General features: G+C 48.7%; 26 protein-coding genes and 2 riboswitches. Of the genes, 18 read left to right on the plus strand and 8 right to left on the minus strand.

The annotated features are described in order from the left end of the window. On the plus strand, positions 1–501 hold a 501-nt coding region (locus ABEA66_RS13640), incomplete at its 5' end, for an IS3 family transposase (protein ID WP_345587999.1). 87 nt (positions 502–588) lie between these two features. Here the strand turns inward: ABEA66_RS13640 and ABEA66_RS13645 are convergent. Further along, entirely contained in the window at positions 589–1728 is a 1140-nt protein-coding gene (locus ABEA66_RS13645) for an AI-2E family transporter (protein ID WP_345588003.1), read from the minus strand. 272 nt (positions 1729–2000) lie between these two features. Between ABEA66_RS13645 and ABEA66_RS13650 the strand changes: the two genes are divergently transcribed. The 7 genes from ABEA66_RS13650 (at position 2001) to ABEA66_RS13680 (ending at position 8836) form a co-directional block, all read left to right on the plus strand. Then, on the plus strand, positions 2001–2345 hold the full coding sequence (locus ABEA66_RS13650; RefSeq protein WP_079909413.1) for a YkgJ family cysteine cluster protein: 345 nt from the start codon (positions 2001–2003) through the stop codon (positions 2343–2345). A gap of 412 nt (positions 2346–2757) precedes the next feature. Continuing rightward, the gene (locus ABEA66_RS13655; RefSeq protein WP_345588011.1) at positions 2758–4680 is read left to right on the plus strand and encodes an endonuclease MutS2; all 1923 of its coding nucleotides are present in this window, start codon (positions 2758–2760) and stop codon (positions 4678–4680) included. Between the two features lie 99 nt (positions 4681–4779). Further along, complete coding sequence (locus tag ABEA66_RS13660) at positions 4780–5310, plus strand: DUF2179 domain-containing protein (protein ID WP_079909415.1); 531 nt, start codon at positions 4780–4782, stop codon at positions 5308–5310. Positions 5311–5404: 94 nt separating this feature from the next. Next, positions 5405–6610, plus strand: a complete 1206-nt coding sequence (locus ABEA66_RS13665) for an ABC transporter ATP-binding protein (RefSeq protein ID WP_345588014.1) — start codon at positions 5405–5407, stop codon at positions 6608–6610. Beyond that, positions 6610–7290, plus strand: a complete 681-nt coding sequence (locus ABEA66_RS13670) for an ABC transporter permease (RefSeq protein WP_192701843.1) — start codon at positions 6610–6612, stop codon at positions 7288–7290. The genes ABEA66_RS13665 and ABEA66_RS13670 overlap by 1 nt, the downstream gene beginning before the upstream one ends. Then, entirely contained in the window at positions 7287–8183 is an 897-nt protein-coding gene (locus ABEA66_RS13675) for a glycine betaine ABC transporter substrate-binding protein (protein WP_345588016.1), read from the plus strand. Before ABEA66_RS13670 ends, ABEA66_RS13675 begins: the two co-directional genes overlap by 4 nt. A 17-nt stretch (positions 8184–8200) precedes the next feature. Next, positions 8201–8836, plus strand: coding sequence for an ABC transporter permease (locus ABEA66_RS13680; RefSeq protein WP_079909418.1), 636 nt, complete (start codon positions 8201–8203; stop codon positions 8834–8836). A gap of 75 nt (positions 8837–8911) precedes the next feature. On the opposite strand, the gene ABEA66_RS13685 is transcribed toward ABEA66_RS13680, so the two are convergent. Then, the gene (locus tag ABEA66_RS13685) at positions 8912–9037 is read right to left on the minus strand and encodes a hypothetical protein (RefSeq protein WP_465263657.1); all 126 of its coding nucleotides are present in this window, start codon (positions 9035–9037) and stop codon (positions 8912–8914) included. Positions 9038–9312: 275 nt separating this feature from the next. On the opposite strand from ABEA66_RS13685, the gene ABEA66_RS13690 reads away from it, so the two are divergent. From ABEA66_RS13690 to ABEA66_RS13700, 3 genes are all read left to right on the plus strand, one after another. After that, positions 9313–10680, plus strand: a complete 1368-nt coding sequence (locus ABEA66_RS13690) for a DUF1254 domain-containing protein (protein WP_345588020.1) — start codon at positions 9313–9315, stop codon at positions 10678–10680. Positions 10681–10813: 133 nt separating this feature from the next. Continuing rightward, entirely contained in the window at positions 10814–13300 is a 2487-nt protein-coding gene (locus tag ABEA66_RS13695) for a WG repeat-containing protein (RefSeq protein WP_345588022.1), read from the plus strand. A 92-nt stretch (positions 13301–13392) separates the two neighbouring features. Then, positions 13393–14301 carry an NAD(P)/FAD-dependent oxidoreductase gene (locus ABEA66_RS13700; protein ID WP_079909422.1) on the plus strand — a complete coding sequence of 303 codons (909 nt, stop codon included), beginning with the start codon at positions 13393–13395 and terminating at the stop codon, positions 14299–14301. Between the two features lie 69 nt (positions 14302–14370). Here ABEA66_RS13700 and ABEA66_RS13705 read toward each other — a convergent pair whose 3' ends face one another. The 4 genes from ABEA66_RS13705 to ABEA66_RS13720 all read right to left on the minus strand — a co-directional run bounded on the left by ABEA66_RS13705 (position 14371) and on the right by ABEA66_RS13720 (position 17774). Next, entirely contained in the window at positions 14371–16050 is a 1680-nt protein-coding gene (locus tag ABEA66_RS13705; RefSeq protein ID WP_079909423.1) for an ABC1 kinase family protein, read from the minus strand. Beyond that, the gene (locus ABEA66_RS13710; protein WP_345588027.1) at positions 16047–16394 is read right to left on the minus strand and encodes a phasin family protein; all 348 of its coding nucleotides are present in this window, start codon (positions 16392–16394) and stop codon (positions 16047–16049) included. The genes ABEA66_RS13705 and ABEA66_RS13710 overlap by 4 nt, the downstream gene beginning before the upstream one ends. 221 nt (positions 16395–16615) lie before the next feature. Beyond that, on the minus strand, positions 16616–17218 hold the full coding sequence (locus tag ABEA66_RS13715; protein ID WP_079909425.1) for a DedA family protein: 603 nt from the start codon (positions 17216–17218) through the stop codon (positions 16616–16618). Positions 17219–17576: 358 nt separating this feature from the next. Beyond that, on the minus strand, positions 17577–17774 hold the full coding sequence (locus ABEA66_RS13720; protein WP_079909426.1) for a sporulation protein Cse60: 198 nt from the start codon (positions 17772–17774) through the stop codon (positions 17577–17579). Between the two features lie 311 nt (positions 17775–18085). Here ABEA66_RS13720 and ABEA66_RS13725 point away from each other — a divergent pair, with 311 nt between their 5' ends. Both ABEA66_RS13725 and ABEA66_RS13730 read left to right on the plus strand, forming a co-directional pair. Beyond that, positions 18086–18247: a hypothetical protein gene (locus ABEA66_RS13725; protein ID WP_179135919.1), complete on the plus strand. Its 162-nt coding sequence runs from the start codon at positions 18086–18088 to the stop codon at positions 18245–18247. Between the two features lie 295 nt (positions 18248–18542). Further along, positions 18543–18926: a VOC family protein gene (locus ABEA66_RS13730; protein ID WP_345588031.1), complete on the plus strand. Its 384-nt coding sequence runs from the start codon at positions 18543–18545 to the stop codon at positions 18924–18926. A 95-nt stretch (positions 18927–19021) separates the two neighbouring features. On the opposite strand, the gene ABEA66_RS13735 is transcribed toward ABEA66_RS13730, so the two are convergent. Further along, positions 19022–19144: a YjcZ family sporulation protein gene (locus ABEA66_RS13735; RefSeq protein ID WP_144027779.1), complete on the minus strand. Its 123-nt coding sequence runs from the start codon at positions 19142–19144 to the stop codon at positions 19022–19024. 128 nt (positions 19145–19272) lie between these two features. Then, positions 19273–19425, minus strand: coding sequence for a hypothetical protein (locus tag ABEA66_RS13740; protein ID WP_179135920.1), 153 nt, complete (start codon positions 19423–19425; stop codon positions 19273–19275). A 60-nt stretch (positions 19426–19485) separates the two neighbouring features. After that, positions 19486–19569, minus strand: a riboswitch (cyclic di-GMP riboswitch). A gap of 166 nt (positions 19570–19735) precedes the next feature. Between ABEA66_RS13740 and ABEA66_RS13745 the strand changes: the two genes are divergently transcribed. The 5 genes from ABEA66_RS13745 (at position 19736) to ABEA66_RS13765 (ending at position 25704) form a co-directional block, all read left to right on the plus strand. Further along, entirely contained in the window at positions 19736–19870 is a 135-nt protein-coding gene (locus ABEA66_RS13745) for a hypothetical protein (protein ID WP_256865262.1), read from the plus strand. A gap of 142 nt (positions 19871–20012) precedes the next feature. After that, complete coding sequence (gene abc-f, locus ABEA66_RS13750; RefSeq protein WP_425571480.1) at positions 20013–21917, plus strand: ribosomal protection-like ABC-F family protein; 1905 nt, start codon at positions 20013–20015, stop codon at positions 21915–21917. A gap of 94 nt (positions 21918–22011) precedes the next feature. After that, on the plus strand, positions 22012–22848 hold the full coding sequence (locus ABEA66_RS13755) for a prohibitin family protein (protein WP_192701795.1): 837 nt from the start codon (positions 22012–22014) through the stop codon (positions 22846–22848). A gap of 397 nt (positions 22849–23245) precedes the next feature. Continuing rightward, a complete protein-coding gene (locus ABEA66_RS13760) occupies positions 23246–24154 on the plus strand; it encodes an ATP-dependent DNA ligase (protein ID WP_345588040.1) in 909 nt (302 codons plus the stop codon). A 61-nt stretch (positions 24155–24215) separates the two neighbouring features. After that, positions 24216–24316: riboswitch (TPP riboswitch) on the plus strand. A 113-nt stretch (positions 24317–24429) separates the two neighbouring features. Then, a complete protein-coding gene (locus ABEA66_RS13765) occupies positions 24430–25704 on the plus strand; it encodes an acetylornithine deacetylase (protein ID WP_345588042.1) in 1275 nt (424 codons plus the stop codon). Positions 25705–25736: the final 32 nt, after the last annotated feature.

Genomic DNA, 25736 nt, shown 5'->3' on the forward strand with positions numbered 1-25736 from the left:
CGTCAATTCCATGCCACAGCGCCCCAACAAAAAATGGTGACCGATATTACATATATTTCTGACGGTACCAACTTTCATTATCTGTCCGTCATTCAAGATCTATTTAACAACGAGATAGTCGCTTGGCAATTGTCAGAACGTAACGATGTCCAGCTCGTGCTTGATACCATTACGCAGTGGACAAGAAAAAGAGACGTTTCGGAAGCCGTGCTCCATTCGGATCAGGGCTTCCAATATACGTCTCAGGCGTACAACACACGATTAGAGGCATTCGGCGTAAAAGGCAGCCACTCTCGCAAAGCAACCTGCCTGGATAACGCATGCATCGAATCCTTCTTTTCGCATCTCAAAACAGAGAAGTTGTACCTTAAACAGTGTAATTCAGGAGCGGAGATCCAGCAAGCGGTGGAAGAATACATTTACTATTACAACTACCACCGCTTTCAAGCTAAATTAAAACAACGCGCACCGATTGAATATCGATGCGCGCTGGCAGCGTAGCTTTTTTCATCTGTCTACTTGACAGGGGTATGACCACATCCATGGGGATGAGGTGTAAGCTTTTTTCAATTTTTGGGACCGCGTCGGCTACTCCCGGACTTCGTACAAGCCTGACTTGGATTTGAACCATAGGAACAGGTGGGAAACAAACACCTTCAGTACGGCGTAGCCGGGAACTGCAAGGATGATGCCTATGATGCCGAACAGGTTGCCGGCGGTCAAGATAACGAAAATGATCGTTACCGGGTGAATATGCAAAGTTTTGCCCATAATTTGCGGAGAAATGAATTTTCCTTCAATTAGTTGTACGATCGTCCATATGACAATCATTTTTAAAAGCATCACCGGCGAGGTTACACTGGCAACGACTAGAGCAGGTGTGATGGCGATAGCGGGTCCCAAATAAGGGACGATGCTGGTGCAGGCAGCTATAGCGGCCAGAACCAGTGAAAAATCAAGGCCAATCACCTGGTACCCGATGAAAAGCAAAAATCCGATGCAAAAGCTGACGATGATTTGTCCCCGGATATAGGAGCTGATCTGGTGACTCATTTCTCCCATAACTTTAAAAGCGGAGTCACGTATGGCAACGGGAGCGAAAGATAGAATGTAAGACGGGAGGCGGTTACCATCGAGCAGCAGGTAGAACAGAATAAAAGGTACGGTAACGATAGCAAGCACCGTTTCTGTCACTGCACCGAGGAAGCCGCTTAAACTCGATAAGGTATGATTGAGCAGGTCCGTTGCTTTCTGAGAGATGGTAGTCATCAGCTTCTCGGAGTTAAAGTCAATGGTACTGGCGAGCTGATTCATTAGCTGGCTGCCCATGAGATGCTCGAACTGCTGATTGATGATTCTGGAATAGGCAGGGATGTTCTGAATGAGACCCAGGATTTGCTCCCGTATCAATGGGATCACGATAGTGAGCAGCAGTGCTATGATCCCGATAATGATCAGATACAGAAGAAGAATGGTGTAGACCCTTTTGATTTTTTTAGTTTCCAAATAATGTACGATAGGATTCAGCAAATAGTAAAATACGCCGCTCAGCACTATGGGCAGCAGGACGGTTTTAAGCAGCACAATAAAGGGCTTGAAAATAAAATTAATCTTGGTAAGAACCAAAATGTTCAATCCTATAAGCAGCAGAAACAATAAGAAAAAGGTAAATTTATTATGGAGCACGAGCAGCCTGAAGCGCTCGGACCAGGTTCCTGTTGATCGCATAGGGGTTCCTTTCCGTTACATCGTATATCTTTAAAGTATTGACAATATTTGAGATATATAACGGTTGGGAAGTTAAAAAAAGACGAACATGTATCCGAATCTCGGAACGCGTTCGTCTCTAGGGTACACCCATTTGAATGTTAGTTTCACTTATGGTAGAATATCAGATACAAATAAATAATTTACCTATTATATCACATTTCAGCTAAAATGTCAATGGCCCTTGCGCTTCATAAATGACCCATTGACAGGCCACTTTAAGGAGGTAATCGATGAAGAGTCTTCCATGTCAAGGCTGCAGAGGACTTTGCTGCGGTCCGGTTCCGGTTACGGGGCGTGAGCTGCGGCAAATAAGAAAAAAGCTTCAATCCATGCCGGCTAAAAAACGGGAGGAGCTGGAGCAACAGCAGCGTTTTTTCGGGACTTGTATATTTTATGATCTGGACCATGACCGCTGCGGCATTCATTCCGTCAGGCCGGCAGTATGTGCTGCCTTCGGACATTATGATAATTTGATTTGCTTTCGTGAGCCTGATGCGGCTGCTTCGACGAATTGGCAGGCAAAAGAAGAGGCGGTAGGCGTCCTGTCGATTGATTTTACATGGAAAGACTTTTAGATTCCTGTTATCTTCCATGAATGTTAAATCATGATTGACTTCTAATGATGAATTGGCTATAGTAAACATATTCCCTTCAAAGGAGAGATTTTGATGTCGGTGAGCGTTCTTAACTAATCAATTCCATATGGAGGTTTTTGAAAAGATACCCCTATGAATTAAAAATGCGATTTAACGCATTTCTATTTGTTATGGGATTTTTCAAGCCTCGGAATTAGTTAAGAACAACGGATATCATACAATGCCTAAGGGTAACTCTAAACTGCGTATCCTTATCCGTGCTGTTTTTTCGGCGCGGATTTTTTTGTTTATACAAGGATGCCGGTTTAGAGCTGCGATTTGAGAGCGGAGAATGACGAAGTTCATTCTGCGCTCTTTTTGCATTTCATTGACAGTAAAGGAGAGAAAGATCATGCAAGAACAAGCTTTGCAACGTCTGGAATTTCATCGTATTAAAGAAATACTTCTTCAATACGCGGTTTCCTATAGAGGGAAACAGCATGTTGAGCAATTGCTGCCGATGACGGGGATCAAAGTGATTCGGCAAAAGCTGGACGAAACGGCGGAAGCCAAAGCTATGCTTCGATTCGGCGCAAGCGTACCGATCCCTTCCTTGGAGGGGATTGAACCCGTTATGCAATTGCTGGGCACCGGCTATGTGTTAAATGAGAAAGACTTTATGCATATGCATCAATTCTTAACAAGCTGCGCTCAGCTCGCCAAATACATGGCGTCCAAGCAGGATGCCGCACCCAAAGTTAGCTCTTATGCAGCTTCGCTTCACGAGCTGAACTCGTTGAAGGGGGATATCGACAGAAGCATCCGCGGAGGAAGAGTGGTTGATTCCGCGAGCAAGGAGCTATTGAAGGTCCGCAAAAGATTGGCTGTGTATGAAGATCGGCTGAAAGGAAAGCTGGATTCCCTGATGAGCAAGCATAGGAGCATTTTGCAGGAGCAGCTTCTTAGTACGCGAAACGGACGGTATGTGCTGCCTATCAAGAAGGAGCATCGGAAGCTTGTCAAGGGCAGTGTCCTAGATGAGTCGGCCAGCGGCCAGACCGTCTACATTGAGCCGGCGGAAATTATGAGCCTGCAGGTTGAGCTTTCGGCTTTGAGGGCGGAGGAGGCGCGTGAAGAGCTGAAGGTGCTTAGTGATTTAACCGCGGAAGCCGAGGGGTACGCACATGAATTGGAAATCAATGTAGAAACCGTAGGAACCTACGATTTTATCTTTGCCAAAGCGAAGTACGCCTTAGCGCTAGGGGGCGCTAATGTGGAGCTTAACGATCAGGGCATCATGGATTTTAGCGAGGCGCGTCATCCGCTGATGGGGGAACGAATGGTTCCGCTGGATTTTGTTATCGGACGCTCGTTCCAGTCCCTCATTATTACAGGCCCGAATACCGGAGGCAAGACATTGGCTTTAAAAACCGTCGGTTTATTAACAGCAATGGTACAATCGGGACTCCTGATTCCTGTGAAGGAAGGAAGCATGATGTCGATATTCTCGAATATCGCCGTGGATATCGGTGACGGCCAAAGCATCGAGCACGCGCTAAGCACGTTCTCGGCTCATATCCGTAACATCATCGATATTCTGCGGATTGCCAACCGGTCGACCTTGGTGCTCATTGACGAGATGGCTTCCGGTACTGATCCGGGAGAGGGAGTCGGTCTATCTGTAGCCATCCTGGAGGAGCTGCATAGAAGAGGAACCACGGTGGTGGCTACAACTCATTTTAGTGAAATCAAAAATTTCGCAGAAGCAGCATCAGGATTCGAAAATGCCCGTATGGAATTCGATGCCGAAACGCTTCAGCCTTTGTACCGTTTGAGAATAGGCGAAGCCGGACAAAGCTATGCGTTCTTGATTGCTCTGAAGCTTGGCATACCCGAACAGATCGTTCATCGTTCCAGAGCTATTGCCGATAGCGGCTTCGCGTTCGACTATTTGAAGCAGGAGGAGCAACAAGCAGAGCGGCCTCTTGTTCCTGCTGTCTCGGTAGAAGTGGAGCAGCCTTCCACATCCACTAGCAAAGCTTCCCATTCCAGATCATTTCAATTAGGAGACAGCGTGTATATCCCATACTTGGGTCGAACAGGCATTGTGTGTGAACTGGAGGATGCCAAAGGAGTAGTAGGCGTACTGATTCAGAAGCAGCGTTTTAAGATTAATAAAAAGCGTCTTTCTCTTCATATCGAAGGCAAGGATTTGTATCCGGAGAATTACGATCTGGATATCGTGTTCGAGAGCAAGGAGGACAGGAAAAAGCGTAAGCTTATGAATCGAAAATATGTAAAGGGTCTGACCATTGAAAAGAAAGCCGAGGACTGAGCACTCAAGTCCCCTCATTTGGAACCGAACGGGGAATAGGGTACAATAAGGGCAGTCAAGACAGACCGTACATTACAGCATGTTAGGAGAGAGGCAGCTATGAACGCTCTGGAAACCATTATTACGATTGTGGTTATGAACGTTGTCTATGTATCCCTGTTTACGATTCGAATCATTCTCGTTATGAAGGCCAGAAGGCTGCTTGCTTCTTTCATCAGTATGTTCGAGGTGTTTGTCTATTTAATGGCATTAAATATTGTGCTGCAAAATATTAATCAGCCTCTGAATCTGGCCGCTTATTGTATCGGATGGGGGGCCGGCGTGTGGCTGGGCATTAAGATAGAAGAATGGATTGCCTTAGGCTATTCTACGCTGCAAATCGTCGTGAATTACGAATCCACTCAATTGCCAATTACGCTTAGGGAAAAGGGCTACGGCGTCACCAGCTGGATGGCAGAAGGAAGAGACGGCCCGCGGCTTGTCATGCAGGTGCTGACGAAACGCAATCAAGAGAAGCGTCTCATGCAGCTCATTCAGGACTTGGCGCCCAAAGCCTTTGTGATTTCCTACGAGCCCCGTACCTTCCGCGGCGGCTTTTGGACCAAACGATTGAAAGACCTCAGAGAATGAGGTCTTTTTTTTGCAACGGCCATTCCTCTCTTTCATGTTTCAATTAAGGCTGATTAGGGTAAACCTATACAGTATGAAGGAGTGATGGCAGCGGATGATTCGTTTTGAACATGTAATGAAACGATATGAAGACGGATATGTCGCCCTCAAAGACATCAATCTCGAATTTAAAGAGGGAGAATTGACAGTTCTGATCGGCCCAAGCGGCTGCGGGAAAACCACACTGATGAAGCTGATTAATCGTCTGAACAATCCTAGTAAGGGGAAAGTTCTTATACGGGGTAAGGATATCTCGACCATCGATCCTGTGGAGCTGCGGCGCAGTATCGGGTATGTCATTCAAAATATCGGTCTATTTCCTCACATGACCATAGCGGCTAATGTTGCTGTAGTCCCTAAGCTGCTGCATTGGGATAAGGCTCGTATCGACAGCAGGGTCGACGAACTGCTGCAGCTGGTGAATCTGGAACCGGAGACTTACCGTAACCGCTATCCCGCGGAGCTCAGCGGAGGACAGCAGCAGCGTATCGGCATTATTCGCGCTCTTGCGGCCAATCCGGATATTATCTTGCTGGATGAACCGTTCAGCGCATTGGATCCAATCAGCCGGGAGCAGCTGCAGGAGGATCTGGTACGCCTTCAGCAAGAGCTGAAGCAGACCATTGTGTTCGTTACCCACGATATGGATGAGGCTTTGAAGATTGCGGATACGATTGTCCTTATGAAGGACGGGGAAGTCGTTCAGAAGGGACGCCCGGAGCATATTTTACGTCACCCGGCTAATGAGTTCGTCAAAAGCTTTATTGGAGAAAAGAGGCTTCAGACCGAAGCACCGGGCGAATCCATTTCCGTTGACGAAGTATTGACGGAAAATGCGGTCATAGCCTATCCGACCCGTGGGATGGCGGAAGCTATCAAATTGATGGAGAAGCGCCGAGTGGATTCCCTGATTATTGTGGATCGGAATCGCGTTTTACTCGGGTACGCAACGATATTCCAGGTACTGGACCGGTATCGGGAGGAAAATGCAACCTTGGCGGATGTGATGAAGCCTTTCGAGCACGTAGTCGAGTCCGGTACGCCTCTAATGACGGCGATCACGATCATGAATGAGCGGGGCTTGCCCTACATACCCGTTGTTCGGGAAGGCAAATTTGCGGGATTGATGACCAAAGGCAGTATCGTGCGGCATCTTGCCGAAGTCTACACGCCGGCGGAGGACGTTAATGAGCCGGTGCAGGATGAAAATCCTTCTGCGGATATGGGAACTGCGGATGAGAGGGAGGAGGAAAAGGGATGATGGGCTCCTACTTCGATTTTTTGGCCAGCCGGCAGGCGGATATTTTTCAAGCGCTCAAGGAGCATTTGATGATTTCCTTCGTTTCTGTGCTGCTCGGTGCGATTATTGCGATTCCTATCGGTATTTTATTGGCGGGGAACCGGATAGGCTGGCTGAACCAACTCGTCTTTGTAATTGCCAACATTTTACAGACGATACCAAGCCTTGCGCTTCTTGCGATTTTAATTCCGCTGTTAGGGGTAGGCAGAACTCCTGCTATCTTTGCATTATTTCTGTATTCCTTGATGCCGATATTACGCAATACATTCGCCGGCTTTCAGTCGGTCGACCCGAATCTGCTGGAGGCGGCGAGAGGAATGGGGTATAACAAAACCCAGACACTGCTTCGTATTCAGCTGCCTTTGGCCTTTCCTTACATCATGTCGGGGATCCGGGTGACGACGGTGTATATCATAAGCTGGGCAACCTTGGCGACATTAATTGGTGCAGGAGGGCTTGGGCAATTGATCTTTTCAGGGATGGGCACCAATAAAAAGGAACTCATTGTTACCGGAGCCATCCTGGCCGTGATACTGGCTTTAGTAACAGATTTTATTCTCAGTCTGGCAGAAAAATGGGTCACCTCCAGCGCCAACCCGGCAGCCCGCCGCACCAAAGCCTCCCGGGGGGGAAGCCGATGAACAGATTCAGGCCTATTTTCGTTCTGCTCATGCTGGGAGCGGCTTTCGCGGCATTACTGTCCGGCTGCGGAAAGAAAGATACGATTATTATCGGTACCCAGACCTTTTCGGAGCCCAAAATTCTCGCTCAGATGCATAAGCTGCTTATTGAAAGCCGAACCGATCTTAAGGTCGACGTCCTGCCGGATTTGGCATCCAGTACCGTAGTATTTCAAGCTATGAAGAACAAGGATATTCAAATGGCGGTCCTGTATACCGGGATGATCTTCGATAACTATTTTCCGGTGCAGCCGACCAAAGACCGGGCAAGTGTGCTTCGGCAGGCAAGGGAAGGCTTTGACAAATATTTTGGCATCCATTGGTTCGATCCGTATGGGTTTGAGAATACGTATGCCTTTACGGTCAGGGATGAGCTTGCCAGGCAGAATCATTTTGAGAAAATTTCCGATGTTGGTCCCAAGGCTGCCGATATGACACTAGGAGTTGATACGACGTGGCTTGAGAGGCAGAGTGACGGCTACCCGGCTTTCCGCAAACATTACGGGATAACCTTCGGAAAGACACTGCCGATGGAAGTGGCTTTAGTGTACAAAGCAGTTGCCAGCAACAACGTCGATATCGTACTGGCTTACTCTACCGACTCACGAATCAAGGAGTATAACCTGAAGTCGCTTCAGGACGATAAGCAGTTTTTTCCGCCTTATGATGCCGCGCCGGTTGTCCGGAATGATATATTGTCCAAGCATCCCGAGTTGAATGAGATCATCAATATGCTCGCGGGCAAAATCGATGTGAAAACCATGATCGAGCTCAATTATGAGGTCGATGTGAATAAGCGGAATGAAAGAAAAGTAGCTGAAGAATATTTGCGGAAGGTCGGATTGCTTCAATAAAAGAAGGAGAGGTGCGTATGGATTTGTTTTTCCGGTATGTGGGGGAGAATGGCTCCTATTTGTTAGAGCTTGCGTACCAGCATATCTTGATGGTGCTGTTCGGCTTGCTGCTGGCTCTCGCGGTCGGTGTCCCTCTTGGGATCGTGGCCGCGCGTGTTCCGAGGCTGGCTAACCCGATCCTGGTTCTGGCTAATGTGATTCAAGTATTCCCAAGCATGGCTCTGCTTGTTTTATTGATGATCGTATTCGGGCTTGGCTTCACCTCTGTTGTGATAGGGCTGTTCCTGTATTCCTTGCTGCCTGTTATTCGCAATACTTACGTAGGCTTGACGCAAGTCAATCCGGCGTTATTGGAAGCGGGACGGGGGGTTGGAATGAGTGGAATGCAGCTGCTGTTTCGGGTCCAGCTCCCGCTCGCACTGCCCTTTATATTTACAGGGATCCAGATTGCTGCGGTAATCGCCATTGGGGTTGCTACGATAGCTCCTCTAATCGGGGGTGAAGGGTTAGGCAGAGAGATTTATGCGGGGATCAATATGGACAATCCTGCAAGATTATATGCGGGTGCCATTCCGGCCGCTCTGCTGGCTTTGCTGGCGGACTTTCTTCTTGGCCGGTTGCAGCGTCGTGTGAAATGGGGAGGAGCTTCGTAGTTTACGGCTCACACAGGCCGACAATCAAGTCACTTCACCGCCTGGGATAAAGCAGGAGGAAGTGACTTGTTTCTTTTAGATCGCTTCACGGGCGTAGAGAGGGAGCAGCGGCTGATGCGGCTGTCCAGACTTCGGTACAGGCTGGCAAATTCCGGCCGGGTACAGCGTATTGTTCCAATACCGGAAGCCGCTTGTAAACAAGACCTCCTCTTTAGACAGAGCGGGAGGGTGAAGTTTATTACAACATAGGCAATAATACATATTCCTTCTCCTTTCGACATCTGTTACTAATTATAGACAATTTTTAACCTATTCATGTGATTCTAATCACTTTTTTATAATTTCATTGACCTCCGAATCGTCACCGGTGTCTCACTGCACCAAGAGCCCATGACTGCATACAATGTGAGGAAAACACTCCATAGGCCGCGATGGAATCAGAACGGGGGTGGCCTAAAAGATGGGGGAGGAACAAGATGCTGTACCCTCTGATAGATAGTATGCTTCTGTATGCGAGGCTGGCCTGGGACCAGCCGGATTACGAATCCCAGCAGGCCCTGGAACGTGCGGCACTGGATGCTTATATTTACGGATTTCCGTTGGTACTGATGGATGTTACGAAAAGAACCGGAGCGGCGGGTCTGACCCAGAAAAACCGCTTTTACCACCAAAAGGTTCTCTCAACTCCCAAATTTACGCAAGTGATCAGACCGAATGTCGATACGCTTTATTCATCCGCTTGGCTTGATCTGTCAGCAGGCCCGCTGCTTCTGCATGTCCCCGATACGAACGGCCGTTATTATTTGCTGCCGATGCTGGATGCATGGTCGAACGTATTCGCTTCGATAGGTGCACGAACGACAGGAACCAAGGAACAAATATTTGTGCTTGCCGGGCCGGGGTGGCAAGGGAATCTGCCGCCTAACCTTCCTGTCATCCACACTCCCACCAATAAGGTTTGGATAACCGGCCGGATTCAAACGAACGGCCCTCAAGACTACCCGGCTGTTCATGCTATTCAACGGGAGCTTCATCTGTCCCGGCTCAATCCGCAGGCTCCCGAATTGTTGCAAGATCACCTCATTATAAGCCAGCATTCACCGAAGGACCTGGTGGCTTCTATGGATGCGGCGCAATTCTTCAACCTTATGATGTCGTTGATGTACCGGAATCCGCCTTATCCGGCTATACAGAGTCCGGAAATGTCGATGAAGCTTCAAGCTCTGGGTTTAATCCCGAGCCCGAGCTTTCAATTCAGCAGCTTGAATTCCCGCGCTCAAGAGGCTTTAACTAAAGCGGTAGCAGAGGGGCCTAAAGCAATAGAAGCTGCTGAGCAAAAAATATTCACTGAGAACGAAACGAACGGATGGAGCATGCTGCTGCGTGATATCGGTCATTATGGAACGAACTATATCCAGCGTGCTGTAGTGGCCAAATCGCTGTTTGGAGCCAACATTCCCGAGGATGCTGTATACGCCTATAATTTTAAGGATAATCAGGGGAATCCTCTGGATGGGAACAACCAATATACGATTCGGTTTCCTCCCGGCCAGACACCTCCGGCACAAGCCTTCTGGTCCATAACGCTGTATAATACTGAAGGCTTTCTAGTGAAAAATTCCCTTAACCGATATGCTGTCAGCCCGCATCTTGGAAATCTTCAATATAACCGGGACGGCTCCCTTGATATTTATGTTCAGCACGCCAGTCCGGGGACAGAAATTGAATCGAATTGGCTCCCCGCTCCGGAAGGTCCGTTCAATCTGATGCTGCGAATCTATTGGCCTCAATCTAACGTACTGCATGACCAATGGCATCCGCCTGCGGTCGCAAGAAGCTTTTGATCGTAATCAGCTCTTCATTATCCCGGCTATGAATCTATAGTCCGGGATTTCACTGTATACGGTCATATCTGGCTTTTCCTTGCATACTAATAGGCATGAAATTGTTGTTGAATCTTGCAGGGGGAGGCTTAAGATGAACGATGAGGTGAATTGGGAAACGCATGTGAAGGCTTTTTTGCCGCCCGGAGCCGAGCTGGTTGTCATTCCTGCTGCGAACCAAACCGCCGCTATTGCCGCCGCCGATCTGGACGGAGATCAGGTACAAGAAATCGCTGCGGTATATCGGATGGAGCAGGAGCAGCATCTGATGATTTTGAAATATTGGGATCAAGATTGGATTGTCGCCGATGTCAGGGCGGTTCCGGCTCTGCCGGTTGGTATTATGCTGGCCGTGCCTGTCATTGACAACAGCAGGAGCAGTCTGATTATCGGCTGGCAGGAGGAAAAGGCTTATCGGCTGTCTGTATATGATTGGACTCCTGCCGGTCTAAGAGATGTCGTGCCGGGGACGGTATCATTTTCTTTCATGGAAGCAGCGGATATTCCCGGACGTTCAGGCTGGGATGGCATTACAGAGCTTGTTTTATGGACTCATGATGAGGCGGATGCGTATCGCGTATCGGTGCTGAGATGGGACGATGGAGAGTTCATTGATGTTACCGATGAGCATCCGCTGTATTACCACAAGGTCGTCCGATATTACGAGGGCTTAACGCGGCAGCGTCCTGATGTGCCGCTGTACTGGTACTATTTGGCCGATGCACAGCTGAAGGCTGATATGCCGGATTGGGCGCATACCACCATGCAGCATTTGTACCGGTCGGGATTATCGCTTCCGCTGGAGCAGCGGCTTCTAGCCTTACAGCAGGAAATCACGGACAAACGCCAGCCGGACCCCCGATTCCTATGGCGGATCAAGCTATTCCCCGCGTCGGTCAAAACAACGAGCGGGACCAAGTGGGGATATATCGACAGTAAAGGGAATATGAAGCTGCAGCCTCAATATGATTATGCCTATGATTTTCAAAGCAATGGGCTGGCAAGGGTCCATACGCATGGCCGCACCGGGGTCATCAATGCCTCGGGTAATTATGTTGTAAGGCCGATATACGATTCGATCGAGGAATTTAAAGAGGGAAGAGCGGTTGTTATTGACAAACAAGGCTTCAAGCTGATGGATGAGTCGGGACGCATCGTGACCAAAAGAGGATACTCCTACATGGCTTCATTAAGCAACGGCCGAGCTATGTTTGCTATCACGGAGTCATCAGGTTCGAATAAGTATGGGTATCTGGATGCGAACGGTAATGAAATCATTCCTGCCCAATACGAATCTGCCGGCATGTTCAGTCATTCCAAAGCAGTTGTGAAGATAAAGAAGAATGAGTTTGCGTTGATCGGGCTAAACGGCGAGATCCTTGCCAGATATCCTTATGCCTTTGTCGGGGAACTGGGAGACGGTCTGCTTCCTTTCCAGCAGGAAGAGAACGGTAAATTCGGCTATATAGATGAGAATGGGAAGGTCGTGTTAGAGCCGGCCTATACCGGGGCGCAGTCTTTTTCCGAAGGCCGAGCCGTCGTGAACACGGGTGAAAATTTTACGGCGCAATATGGGCTTATTGACCGCAGCGGCCATACTATCGTTCAACCGGAATATAATGATATTCAGCAGCTCGGTGAACAGAGGGTGGCGCTTGGCAAAGCCATTGATCCTAATCAGCCGTTCATCGGTTCGATCTATGCTATTGCCGATCATAACGGGAAAATACGGACGGAATTCAAGTATTATGAAGTCAATCCGTACCATAAAGGACTGGCATCCGTCTATGACGCGGACCAAACCTATTTCATTGACCGCAGCGGAAATGCCGCTTCCGGTTATCCCAAGGTAAACGGCAGCGGAACCGTAAAGCTGGAGGACTCCCTGATCCAAGCGAACGTAGACCGCCGATTATCTTATTTGGACCGCTCCGGGAGAGTCGTATGGCATCAGAATACGGTCATACCGCTGCGCTTAACGTATAAAGTGAAGGAAGAGAAATATAAGCCCAACCGAAATTATCTGGTCTATTATCCGCAGCTTGAAGGAATGAGGGAACGAGCAGCCCAGCAGCGCGTCAATGACAGGCTGAAGAGCTTGTCCCAAGTCAAGCCGGTGCCCGCCGGGGAACAATTGAGCTACAGCTATGACGGGGACTTCGAGATAACCTTTTTCAAGAAAAATCTGCTTGTTGTGGAATTGGACGGCTACAATTATCCTTTCGGGGCTGCTCACGGCATGCCTACCAGAGTTTATGCGCATGTGAATGTAGAGGACGGTCAATTCTACGAGCTAAAAGACTTGTTCAAGCCCGGAAGTCCTTACGTTAAGGTGCTTAGTGATATCATCGCCCGGCAGATCCGGGAGGATCCCCAATATTCCTATGTGTTTCCTAATACTTATCAGGGCATTAAGCCGGATCAGCCGTTCTATGTTACGGAGCATGCGCTGCATATTTATTTTCAGCCTTATGAAATTGCTCCGTACGCGGCCGGCTTTCCGACGTTCAACATTCCGTTTGTGCAGATCATGAGCTTGATTGATGTCAACGGCAGCTTCTGGAACTCATTTCATCCCTGATGCGAAGGGGAGACAAAAACAGCGCAGATAGAGCGGGATCTGCGTTGTTTTGCGTTCTATTCTTCGAGTCCGGTAAAAAAGGAGGAGTTGTTATGCTGTACGATTGTGCCATCATCGGCGGAGGACCGGCAGGCTTGAACGCGGCCCTGGTATTGGGGAGAGCAAGAAGACAGGTTATCGTCTACGACAGCAATCAGCCGCGCAATGCCGTGACCCGCGAATCGCACGGTTTTTTAACAAGAGACGGGATCGAACCGGCGGAGTTCCGCCGTCTTGCTCATGCGGATATCGCCAAGTACCCTACGGTTCGCATACAGCATGCCGAGGTGACGATGGTCAATAGAAGCTATGCGGGGTTCGAAGTGATTACCTCATATGGAGAGCGGATAGAAGCCCGGAAGCTGATCCTGGCTACGGGTATAAAGGAGATATTTCCGGACATTGCCGGACTTAGCCGATTCTATGGTCAAAGCTTGTTTAATTGCCCGTATTGCGACGGCTGGGAGCTAAGGGACAAAAGGCTGGTCGTTGTGGCGGAAGGGCCGCACTTGTTTCACGGCAGTAAAATCATCAGCAATTGGAGCCGTGATTTGCTAATCTGCACGAACGGGCATCGCAGCCTGACACCCGAACAAATAAGGCTTCTTGAGTATAAAGGCATGCGAGTGATGCAGCAGCCGATAGCGGCCTTTGAAGGCACCGGGGGACAGCTGGAGCAGGTTGTGTTTGCCGATGGAACGCGGGTCCCGAGAGACGGCGGCTTTGTAACGCCGAAATGGGTCCACGCCGCGCCGTTCGGCGAGTGGCTTGGCTGCTATAAGAATGAGCTGGGCGCTATTGTGACGGATGGCTTCGGCCGCACGAATGTCAAAGGGGTCTACGCGGCAGGCGACGCCTCTGTCATCGCACCGTCGCAGCTTATTATTGCCGCAGCGGAAGGAAGCCGGGCGGCCATCGGATTGAATGGGGATTTGACAGAAGAGCTGTTTATGCAGTGGTAGCCAACTGCCGCCGCGGATAATGACGAAGGCCATACCGCATATAGAGGAATGGCCTTTTGTGGGCATAGTCTAGAACCGTCCCGATTTAAAAATCGAGAAAAGAAGAAAGACGAACATGAGCGTGGCTACGCAAAAGCCGATCTCTATAACCGGAAAGTCCCAGAGCAGGGTGGATTGGCGGCCCAGGGACGAGCCGATAATGAGTCCGACCATAATAATGCTGAACGAGAGCAGGACGATGCTGAACGACAGGCGGTTGCTGATCCGGTCCATCTTTTTCATCAACGTATCGAGCTCCGAAATGGAGATATCCAGATGCAGCTTGCCCTTCTTCATCATGCCGAACAGCTCGCGAAGCTTGGACGGCATCTCCAGCAGCAACTCGGTATATTCGCTGAACTGGCTCCAGGCATTCCCGGCGAGATTGCGCGGACTGAAGCGTTCAGCGAACAGCTTGCGTCCGAACGGTTCAGCAACGCTGACTATGCTGAATGACGGATCCAGAGAGGTTACAACCCCTTCCAGCGTAAGCAGGGTTTTACCCAGCAAGGTCAGATCGGCAGGGATTCGGATGCGGTGCTCGTATGCAACGCCCAGCAAATCGGTAACCGTTTCTCCCAGCTTAAGCTGGCTGAGAGGAACATCGTAATATTTTTCGCGAAGCTCGTTGATATCGTTTCGCAGGGTATCCATATCCACTTCATCCGGTATGGCTCCGATTCCTTGAATCGCCTTGATTACGCCCTCCGTGCTGTTGCGCCGCAAGGCGATGACGAGGGAGCCGAAATGATATTTCATCATAGGCGTCAAACGGCCTACCATGCCAAAGTCGATAAGGCCGATCACCTGATCCGGCAATACCATGATATTGCCCGGATGCGGATCCGCATGAAAGAAGCCCTCACCGAAGATTTGCTGGAACACCAGCCGGGTGATTCGCTCGGCGATGACTTTCCTATCGTAGCCCAATTCGTCCAGCGCTTTATCATCGGTTATTTTGACCCCTGCCAGATAGTCCATCGTTAGTACGTTGGTGCTCGTATAATTCCAATAGATGGACGGCAGCCTGATCTGTGGATTACGGTGAACAGGCTTCGCCATCCGTTCGGCGTTTCTTCCCTCATTCATATAATCAAGCTCGGCACGCAGAGATTGAGACAATTCAAAGACCATGTCGCTTACTTGGTATTTCTTGGCCCAAGAGATGCGATGCTCCGCGAGTCTTGACAAGTTTTCCAAAATCTCCAGATCGGTCTCTACGACCGTCCTGATATTAGGCCGTTGTACTTTAACGGCGACCTGTTCTCCTGAATGGAGCCGGGCAAGATGAACCTGACCTATAGATGCGGCGGCCATTGGGGTCTCATGAAATTCGGCAAAGAGAGAATCAAAGGGCTCGCCCAGCTCGTTCTCTAGCACTTGCAGCACCTGTTCCATAGGGATGGGAGGGACTTGATCCTGCAGCTTGACCAGTTCCTCTATGATATCCGCCGGCAGCAAGTCCGGGCGAGTGCTTGCGATTTGGCCTATTTTGACAAAGGTAGGACCCAGCTCCTCGAGGAAAAGCCGGATCCGTTCTCCGATAGATCGGGAGCGTGCATCCTGCCGCTCCTTCAAGCTGATGCGCGAGCCGGTGAGAAGCTCCGGCAGACCGAGCTCTTTGATAAGGAAGCCGAAGCCGTTGCGGGTGAACGCCTTGGCAATATCCCGGTACCGCTGCAAGTGCCGCAGCTTTCGGCCGAAGCTCATGGAGGGGATAGCGGAGGGAGCTCAGCAGTTCCGCCGGTTTGCCCCTCAAGCTCCGTGACTCGGCGCTCAAGCTCCCCGATCCGTTGGGTGAGCCGCACATAGTCATCCTTGGTTGTTAAGTTCGCTTCATGAAGCACTTGGCGTACAGTGCTGCGAATTTTTTCCTCCAGAGAGCTTTGTGCTTCCTTCCCTTTACGAATCAGATCATCCACATACTTTTGAGATTCCGCTTTATTGACTTCACCTTTTTTGACCATTTCCTCTACGAATTTCTCTGCCTGTTCCTTACTGGCAACGGCCAGGCCCAAGCCCAGCGCTACGGCCTTCTCGAATAGTTCTCTCATTTCGATTTCCCTCCATACGAATAATGAAGCGGTAAGATGCGCCATTTCATATAGTATACTTAAGTGAGAGAGGAATTATGTAGGAGCTTGAGCAAGTAGGGTTATTGGGCAGGGAGGGAAATGGATGCTTCTCTCCAGATGGTTGGAGGCGGAATGGCGACGATCGAGGCTTTCCCGCATCAGGAATCTGATTCCCTGGTAAAGCTGGAAGCTTGCTATGTTTAATCTTTTTTCGGCTTCCGGAAATATAGCACTAACAGCGTCAAAATTATCAACAGACTAATGGCAGGAGGGAGGAAGGCCTTGTATAAACGGAAGTATCGAATAATGAGATACCATTTCGCTCCCAGCCCGTTACCGGTCATAATGAATACGGTAGTCCAGATAAGGGCTCCTGTATAGGAAAAAAATGCGAACTTCTTATAGTTCATATGAGACAAGCCTGCGGTGATTGCAATAAAATGACGCACTCCGGGAATAAAGTAACCGATGATAAGTAAAATGCTGCCGTACTTCACGAACATGCTCCGCGATTTCTCAATATGCTCTAGATTGACGTGGAGCTTCGCGGCAAAGCGTTGAATGACGGGGTAGCCCAATTTGGCTCCGATCAAATAGCTTATTGATATTCCGGCGATGGAGCCCGACAATGCGCTGATCATTGCCAATGACAGCTTCATAGTTCCCTGTGCTACGTTATAGCCTACGTAGGTTAATAATAATTCATCCGGTATTGGTAATCCGATCACGCCGAACGCTAATGCGAGAAAAATGCCGACGTAGCCGAAGCGCGAAAGAAACCAAGTCAAATGTCCGTGCATCATATCCTCCTTCAGCTATGCAGCTTAGCTAATAATTCCCAATATAGCTATGCACTCTAATGATAAGGATTATGTATTAACCGATGGATAATAAAAAGAAAACCTCTATCAAAGACTTTTAAAGATGAGCGACCTTAAACATACCACGTTAGCAAAACTCGCTTCTTTAAAAATATGGATGATTTCGCAAAACAAAAAAAAGGCGGCCTCACGCCGCCTCCTTCTTATAAGAGCAAGTATAAAAGAATAATGATTGCCAAAGCGAGTGTAGATAGCAGGGATAGCCATAGAATAAAAAGTCTGAAATACCGGTCGGAATCCTGTTCTCTATCACGGTTATGCGGGTCAGAAACCATTTGAACTAATCTCCTGAGCTGTTTGTTCTGTAAACAACGAGGATGGTGCTTCTTTGAACTGCGCTTTTGTCCGGTTTGCTCTTGATCATCGTTCCATAGCTTATGCTAATGAACTGTTCTTCTTTAAGCGTTGCCAAAAATTCGTTTGCTTTTCTCTCGGCGTAGCTGCTGTCGGAATCAATAAATTCTTTTACTTGAATCATCGCTTTTCACCCTTTATCATCTAATAATGAAGCAGAGGTCATTTATACATTTAATGTAAAATTCCTCTGGAAGTAGCAAAGCATTCCGCTCTCTTTCTAAGAGGGAATGCCTTATTAGTCGAAGATACCATACTTGGAATCTTGAGTCAAACATGAAAAAAGTACCAGATAATAGAAAAAGCGAATCCATGTATCCGCATGGCTGCTGTTATAAAGGCAGATTAAAGCTTTGGAGCTTGCATTGCTTATTAACCCCCGCTTGTTTACAATAGAGAAAAAAATAGAGTCTTACAATGAATGAGGTGGGTGCAATGCGGTCGGAAGACCAGATCAAACGTATGGTAATTCAATTGGAACAGATGCTTCAAAGGCTGGATACGGATAAGAATCGGGATGAAATCAAAGAGGTTCATGCCCAGCTGCAAATGCTGCAATGGGTTCTTGACGCTCCTGCCGGCAAATATCATGCTTGATTGTCATAGATAGAAGAGGAAGTTAGAATTAGTAGTCAGCATAACGAAGAAAAGGTGGACTGCAGCAATGACTCCATGCCCTAACTGCAAAAGAAATACGGAGCTTCAAAAGCAAAAATGTCCTCACTGCGGCAAGACCTTTCAGTATACCGTCGCCCAGAAATTTGACCTCATGGCTGAATCTGTGGAGGCTGCCCTGCGATTAGAACTGGAAAGAAGGAAAAAAGCGCAGAATCATAACCCGGTTATGTAGCCTGAAGGGCCCTTGAAGGTCCTTTTGCGAGGAGGGAAATAGATGAGAGTGAATCGGCTGGATCATCTGGTAGTCACGGTTCGCGATATCGAAACGGCATGCGAGTTCTATTCTCGGGTTATGGGAATGGAGATAGTCACCTTTGGTAATGGCAGGAAGGCGCTTCAGTTCGGCCGTCAAAAAATAAATCTGCATCAGTTTGGACAGGAATTCGAGCCTAAGGCTGCTTCACCGCTGCCTGGGTCCGCAGATCTATGCTTTATAGCCGATACGCCGTTGGATGAGGTGATTCGGCATTTGGAGCAATGCGATGTGAAGCTGGAAGAAGGACCTGTTCAGCGGACAGGCGCTCTCGGAGCCATAATGTCGGTCTATTTTCGCGATCCCGACGGCAATTTGATAGAAGTGTCCAATGAGATGGAGTAATTCTCTTCTCTCGCCATGTTGGACAAGATGAAATCAGGTTAAACGATAAACCCCCCTTCCAACGGAAGGGGGTTCTAATGCTAACTTATTTCCAGTTAGATCCAAGCGCGGCTAACAATAACCAAAAGGATGAACAATACCAAGATAACAGCTGTGCTTGTAAATAGTCCGCCGCCGATGCCGCCTCCGTATCCAAGTCCGCCAACTAATCCACCCATTGTTGGATTCTCCTCTCACTAACATAGTTTAGGGGGTATTGCGTAATCCCAAATCTAAGATATGTAAATCCAGCAAGTGATGCTTGGATAGATGTCATCGAAGTACAAATGGGGCTGCAGTATAGAAATCATCCAACCGGCTTTGGAAGCGGGACCTTTTTTTCGGTAACCGTAACCGTGTAGGTATGTCGGATCGTATTGTTTGCTTTCCACATCTCATACCGAATCGTCGGGATACCTAGTTGAAGAATAATACGATCGCAATCCAAGGGTTGCTTCATCTTCTGTACCTCCTGTCCTTGGTTTATAGTTGTCTAAAAAAAGAAATGCCACCTTTCCGCAGAAAGGTGGCCGGGTTGCACTACTCGCTCCATCGAATCTAAGTGCCCATATACAGATTCGATCTCATTGCTTGCCTGAAACCATAATACCAAAAAATCGGAACACATTCTGTTTGAAAATACACAGAAACTAACATTTACGAAGTAAAAATAGGGAATCAGGTCAAGAGATACAATATTGCGGAATTAAATGTTATATGGTAATATTTATGTTATTATTTCCATTTGAATCGGTGAAGGAGGTGTCAATATGTTGCAAGTTACTGAGCGTAGCAAATGGTCCCTATTCTGGGTGCATCTGACTACGATCGTATTCCGTTCTGCTGTAAACGGGAGAGGTCTGTCTTCTTACGGTAACTGCAACATTTTGACCCATCCAATCTAATCGGCTGCCGGCTCCATGCCGGTATGATTAGTATGATCAGGCGCGTGAAGCCATGGGTAAAAGGTTGCCTTTTGCCTGTGGCTTTTTTGTGCTGTCCAACACTAAATCGAATGTGAGCGTGAGGAATATGTTACTATGTGCAATGGATAAATTGAGTAAATCCTGGGGCGGTACGCCTGTGATTCAACAGCTGTCATTGGAAATCCAGGAGGGTGACCGGATTGGAATGGTTGGCCCTAACGGATGCGGTAAAACCACACTGATGAAGCTTATGGCAGGGATAGAGACTCCTGATGGCGGGATAATTCATTATAAAAAGGGGAGCCGTACGGCTCTTCTTGAACAAATACCGGATTACGACCCGAGGACTACGGTGAAGGGCGTTCTTCAGGAAGCGTTCGCCAATCTGTATAAGATGCAGGAGCGAATGTCGGAATTGGAGGTAAGGATGGCGAACCCTCTCGAAGCAGATAAAGCCTTGATTGAATATGGGAAGCTGCAGGAGGCCTTCGCCTCCGCCGGCGGATATGAGATTGAAGCGAATCTTTCCAGGGTAGCTAACGGACTAGGGATTTCGCATCTCCTGCACCATGCATTCGGACATTTGAGCGGGGGAGAGCGAACCAAGGTCTGTCTGGCTCACATCCTGCTGCTCAACCCGGATTTGCTTCTTCTGGATGAGCCTACGAATCATTTGGATTTGAATGCTGTGGAATGGCTGGAGGGTTACTTGCAGCAATACACCGGGAGTGTCGTGGTTGTGTCCCATGACCGATATTTTCTGGATCGGGTTGTGAATAAGATCTTTGATATAGAGGGCGGAGCCATTGATGTGTATCATGGCAACTATTCTTATTTTGTGGAGGAAAAGGAGCGCCGATTGCTGCTCGAATTCGCATCCTATCAGGAACAGCAGAAGAAGATCAAGAAGATGGAGGAGGCGATCAAGCGAATGCGGATTTGGGCTGCGCAAGCGGATAATCCTAACATGTTCAAGCGTGCTGCAGCCATGCAAAAAGCACTAGACCGCATGGAGAAGCTGACCAAGCCGGTTCTTGAACGCAAGAAGATCGGATTGATGCTCGAATCGGGGGACCGAAGCGGCAATGACGTGCTGAAGCTGGAGCAGGTAGGTAAAGTCATTGACAGAAACGGCAAGAAGCAGCTTCTGTTCGATCAGCTTGATATGCTGATCCGGCATCAGGATTATGCAGCCATTGTCGGTGAAAACGGAAGCGGCAAGTCCACCATCCTGAAAATGATTGCGTCCGAACTTCAGCCGGATCACGGGAAGGTCACCTTAGGCAGCGGAGTCAGAATAGGCTACCTGGCTCAGCAGGATGCGTTCGGTGATGAAGACATGACGATGCTCGATGCGTATCGGCAGGTGGTTATGGTAGATGAAGGAGAGGCGCGTCAGCGGCTTGCCGGGTTTTTATTCTATGGCGCCGCCGTGTTCCGCAAGCTGAAAAGCTTGAGCGGCGGTGAACGCATGCGGCTCCGATTAGCGCAGCTCATGGCACAAGACGTGAATGTACTGCTGCTCGACGAGCCTACGAACCATTTGGACATTGATTCCCGCGAGGCGCTCGAAGACACCTTACAGAGATTTACAGGCACCGTCCTTTGCGTTTCGCATGACAGGTACTTTTTGAATAAACTGTTCGATGTTACTTATTGGCTTGAGCATGGGAGACTGACGAAATTTGTCGGCCGATATGATGATGCAAGGGCAAAACGCGAGGAGTTGAGCCAGTCTCTGAGGCCTTCCCATAGCGAACCGATGGTAAAAGAGAATGATTCAAAGAAGGCTCGGGAATCCAAAGAGCGGACACATAGTTCCAGGGAGCTGCAGGAAAGGGATAAAAAGCATGCTAAGCTGGAAACCGACATTGAATCGCTGGAGCGAAAGATTACGTTGTTGGATGAGGCGATGCTGCTTGAAACGGATTCCGGCAAGCTATTCGCTATGCATAGCGAGAAAATGATTCTGGAAGCAGAGAGGGAGCTTCTGTACCAGCAGTGGGAGCTCCTCTCCGGGGAATAAAAGGATATTCTGTTCTTAATCCCAGATTATGAAACATAATCTGGGAAAGTACGTAATGAACTGTACGACATACTCACCACTGGAGGTTGATGGTATGAATGCAGAAGTGACCAAAATTCCCAAGAGGCCTAACGTTGGCTTCGTCGTGACGTCCGTTTTTATAGCGCTGCTGATCGTCATCATCGGATTGAACAGCTTTGCATCCGTACAATACGGGCATGTGGGACTGTACAAAACGTTCGGCAAGTTAAATGATGAGATACTTGGCCCTGGAATACACTTGAAGCTTCCTTTCGTTCAGAGCGTTATTCAGGTCAACACCCAGGTTACCAAGGCAGAGACGGATACGTCCGCTTCGTCCAAGGACCTTCAGCCGGTTTCTACGCATGTTGCCGTTAACTACTCTGTCAACAAAGAGGCTGCCTTTAATTTGATGAACAATATTGGAGGCAATTTTGACTCGGTTATTATCTCGCCGGCAATCCAAGAGATCGTCAAGGAGGTAACGGCCAAATATCCTGCGGAGGATTTGATTGCCAAGCGGGATGTCGTTGCGGGAGAAATCAGCGATCATTTGACGAAACGGCTGGCCAAATATGATCTGATCGTGAACGATATTAACATCGTGAACTTTAAATTCTCGGATGCCTTCAACCAGTCGATCGAAGCCAAGCAGGTGGCGCAGCAGCAAGCATTGAAAGCGGAGAACGATTTGAAGCGTATTGAGATTGAAGCCAAGCAGAAAATTACGCAGGCCCAAGCCGAGGCGGAATCGTTGAAGCTGAAGAAGCAGGAGATCACGCCGGATTTGGTTCAGCTTAAGCAGATTGAAGTGCAGGAGAAAGCACTGGAGAAATGGGATGGCCGTCTTCCGAGTGTGACCGGAGGAGCGACTCCCTTTATCGACCTGAACTCGTTAGGCAGCAAATAAAACCGCGAGCACGCGCTCTCGACACACATGGACAAAAATGGTAAATTGGAGGAGGGGTTATCAGACTTTCCTCCATAAACAGTTGTGGCATTAATGGTAATACTGGGTTGCCATAATCCATGAATGCAATATGCTTCCTCTATGATTTGGTTCTAAACCGCATATTAGGGCTGTTGACCCTATAAGGCGGTTTTTTTTATTACTTCCTAAGGAGCTGGGGCAGCGGCGCAAATATATCTTGTGCGGAAAAGCCCCGATTGACAGGAGGAAAATGAATTCAGCAATCAGAAATAGTCGGTCCTGCCAAATCCGAATTCCTAAAAGACAGACATAACGGTAGTTAACAGGTTACAATCCGTCCCTTTTTGGTAAAAATGAGGATATGAGGTGATCCCTGTTGCAGGTTTTTACACCGTTTCAGCCAATGAACGTCAGTATTCAACATGAGCCGTTTGACGATCCTCAATACTTATTTGAGCCCAAATGGGACGGCTGGCGTATTGTGATCCATAAGCAAGGAAGCCGGATTGAGGCTTACACACGTCATGGGAATAAGGTGACGAAGAAGTTTCCCGAGCTCGAACAGGCTGTATCGGCTATTCAGGCTCATACTGCGATTTTGGATTGTGAAGGGATCGTTATGCGAGACGGGAGACCCGTGTTTGACGATTTCAGCTACCGTGGACGACTCAGCAGCTCCATGAGGATAGCGCAAGCGGTTGCGACACATCCGGTAACTTTTGTAGCTTTTGACTTGCTGTTCACGGAGCGCGAGCATAGCAATGAGCCGCTAATGGAACGAAAGGCACGACTGCATGAGCTCCTCGTTCCTAACTCCGTCATTATGCCGACCCTGTATGTAAAGGAGAGAGGGAAGGCTTTGTTCGAGCTGACTCGGGAACGGGACATGGAAGGCATCGTGGCCAAACGAACGGATTCTATCTATAAGCCGGGCACGTTGAGCCGGGATTGGGTTAAAATCAAGCATTTTAAAACCATTGACGCTGTTATCCTTGGTTTCCGGACGAAGCCCTTCGCGCTGGTGATCGGGCTGCAGTTCCGTACCGTTAAGAACAAGCCTGTCGGAGTGGTGGAATTCGGACTTACTTATGAAGATAAAGAGCGTTTTATGGAGCTGTCCAAGGACCTCTATCTGGAGTATGACAAGCAAACCCAATGGATTCAGCCCAAGCTGTGCTGCCGCATCCAATATTTGGAGCGATCGGACACTCATCAGCTTAGGACAACGATATTTAAGCAATTTTTGCCGGATAAAAAACCGGAGGACTGCTTTTGGCATTCCTGAACGTCTCGAAGAATTGAGAACCTTATCCAGTCTATGATACTATGAATAAGAAAACGAATAAGAATTTCACTAGGGGTGCTGATGCAGCTGAGAAAGGCGGGAGCCTTAACCCTTATACCTGATCTAGGTAATGCTAGCGAAGGGAAGTGGACGCCACGGTAGTGCTGTGCTGCGCGCGTAAACCACTTTGTCCTGCAAAGTGGTTTTTTTGCTGCAATCGTATTCTGCTGAACGATGGAATATTGCGGGTATCCGTATGAACAGGAGGAGAAGGATTGAGTCAGGTATTGGAAGCTTTAATCAGGCAGGTCGATCAGAGGCAGGAAGAGCTGGTTCAGCTAGCCTCACAGCTGATACGATATAAGACCCCGGCGCCTCCGGCCAGAAATACAGAGGAAGCCCAGCAGTTTATCACACAATTCCTGGAGCTTCACGGGTTTACGGTTGATCAATGGGAAGTGTATCCGGGAGACCCGAACGTCGTCGGTATCAAACTAGGACAAGCCTCCGATCAATTCAAGAGCTTGATCCTTAACGGCCACGTGGATGTGGCAGAAGTAAGTGCGGACGAGCCATGGGATACCTCTCCGTTCGAGCCGATTGTCAAGGACGGCGTCCTCATTGGCCGTGGGGCCTCGGACATGAAAGGCGGGCTGGCGGGGGCGCTCTTTGCCATCCAGCTGCTGGACGAAGCGGGCATTAAACTGCCCGGAGACTTGATGTTCCAATCGGTAATAGGTGAAGAAGTCGGAGAAGCAGGTACCCTCCAATGCTGCAAGCGCGGATATCAAGCCGATTTTGCAGTCGTTGTCGATACGAGCGATCTTCATATTCAAGGGCAAGGCGGAGTTATTACTGGTTGGATCACCGTGAAAAGCAAGAAGACGTTTCATGATGCGACCCGGAAAAATATGATTCATGCCGGAGGCGGAATCCTAGGGGCCAGCGCAATCGAGAAGATGATGAAGCTCTTGCAAGGGCTTCAGGAGCTGGAGAGACATTGGGCGGTTATGAAGAGCTATCCGGGGTTTGCACCAGGGACTAATACGATCAATCCGGCCGTTATCGAAGGGGGCAGGCATGCGGCGTTTATTGCCGACGAGTGCAGACTGTGGATCACCGTTCATTTTTATCCGAATGAAACCTATGAGAGTGTATGCCGGGACATTGAAGAGCATCTGAACCGGGTAGCGCAAGCGGATCCGTGGCTTAGGGAGAATCCGCCGCAATACGAATGGGGAGGCTCTTCCATGATAGAGGATCGGGGAGAAATCTTCCCTTCTTTGGAAGTGGATCCGAATCATCCTGCAGTCCAGCTGCTTGGTTCAGCCCATGAAACCATATTAGGCCAGTCGGCTGTGGTGGATGTCTCTCCTTCGGTAACGGATGGGGGATGGTTTGGGGATGCAGGGATTCCGGCCGCAATTTATGGCCCGGGAGATTTAAAAAACGCTCATGCGGTCAATGAACAAGTATCTATAGAGCAGCTGGTTCAATTTACGAAGGTTATGCTGAAGTTCATATACGAATGGGGACACACGGCGAAATAAAGTGACGCTGGAACCCGTTGGAGGAGGAATAG

The sequence above is a fragment of the Paenibacillus vulneris genome, assembly GCF_039543185.1.
Taxonomy (GTDB): Bacteria; Bacillota; Bacilli; order Paenibacillales; family NBRC-103111; genus Paenibacillus_S; species Paenibacillus_S vulneris.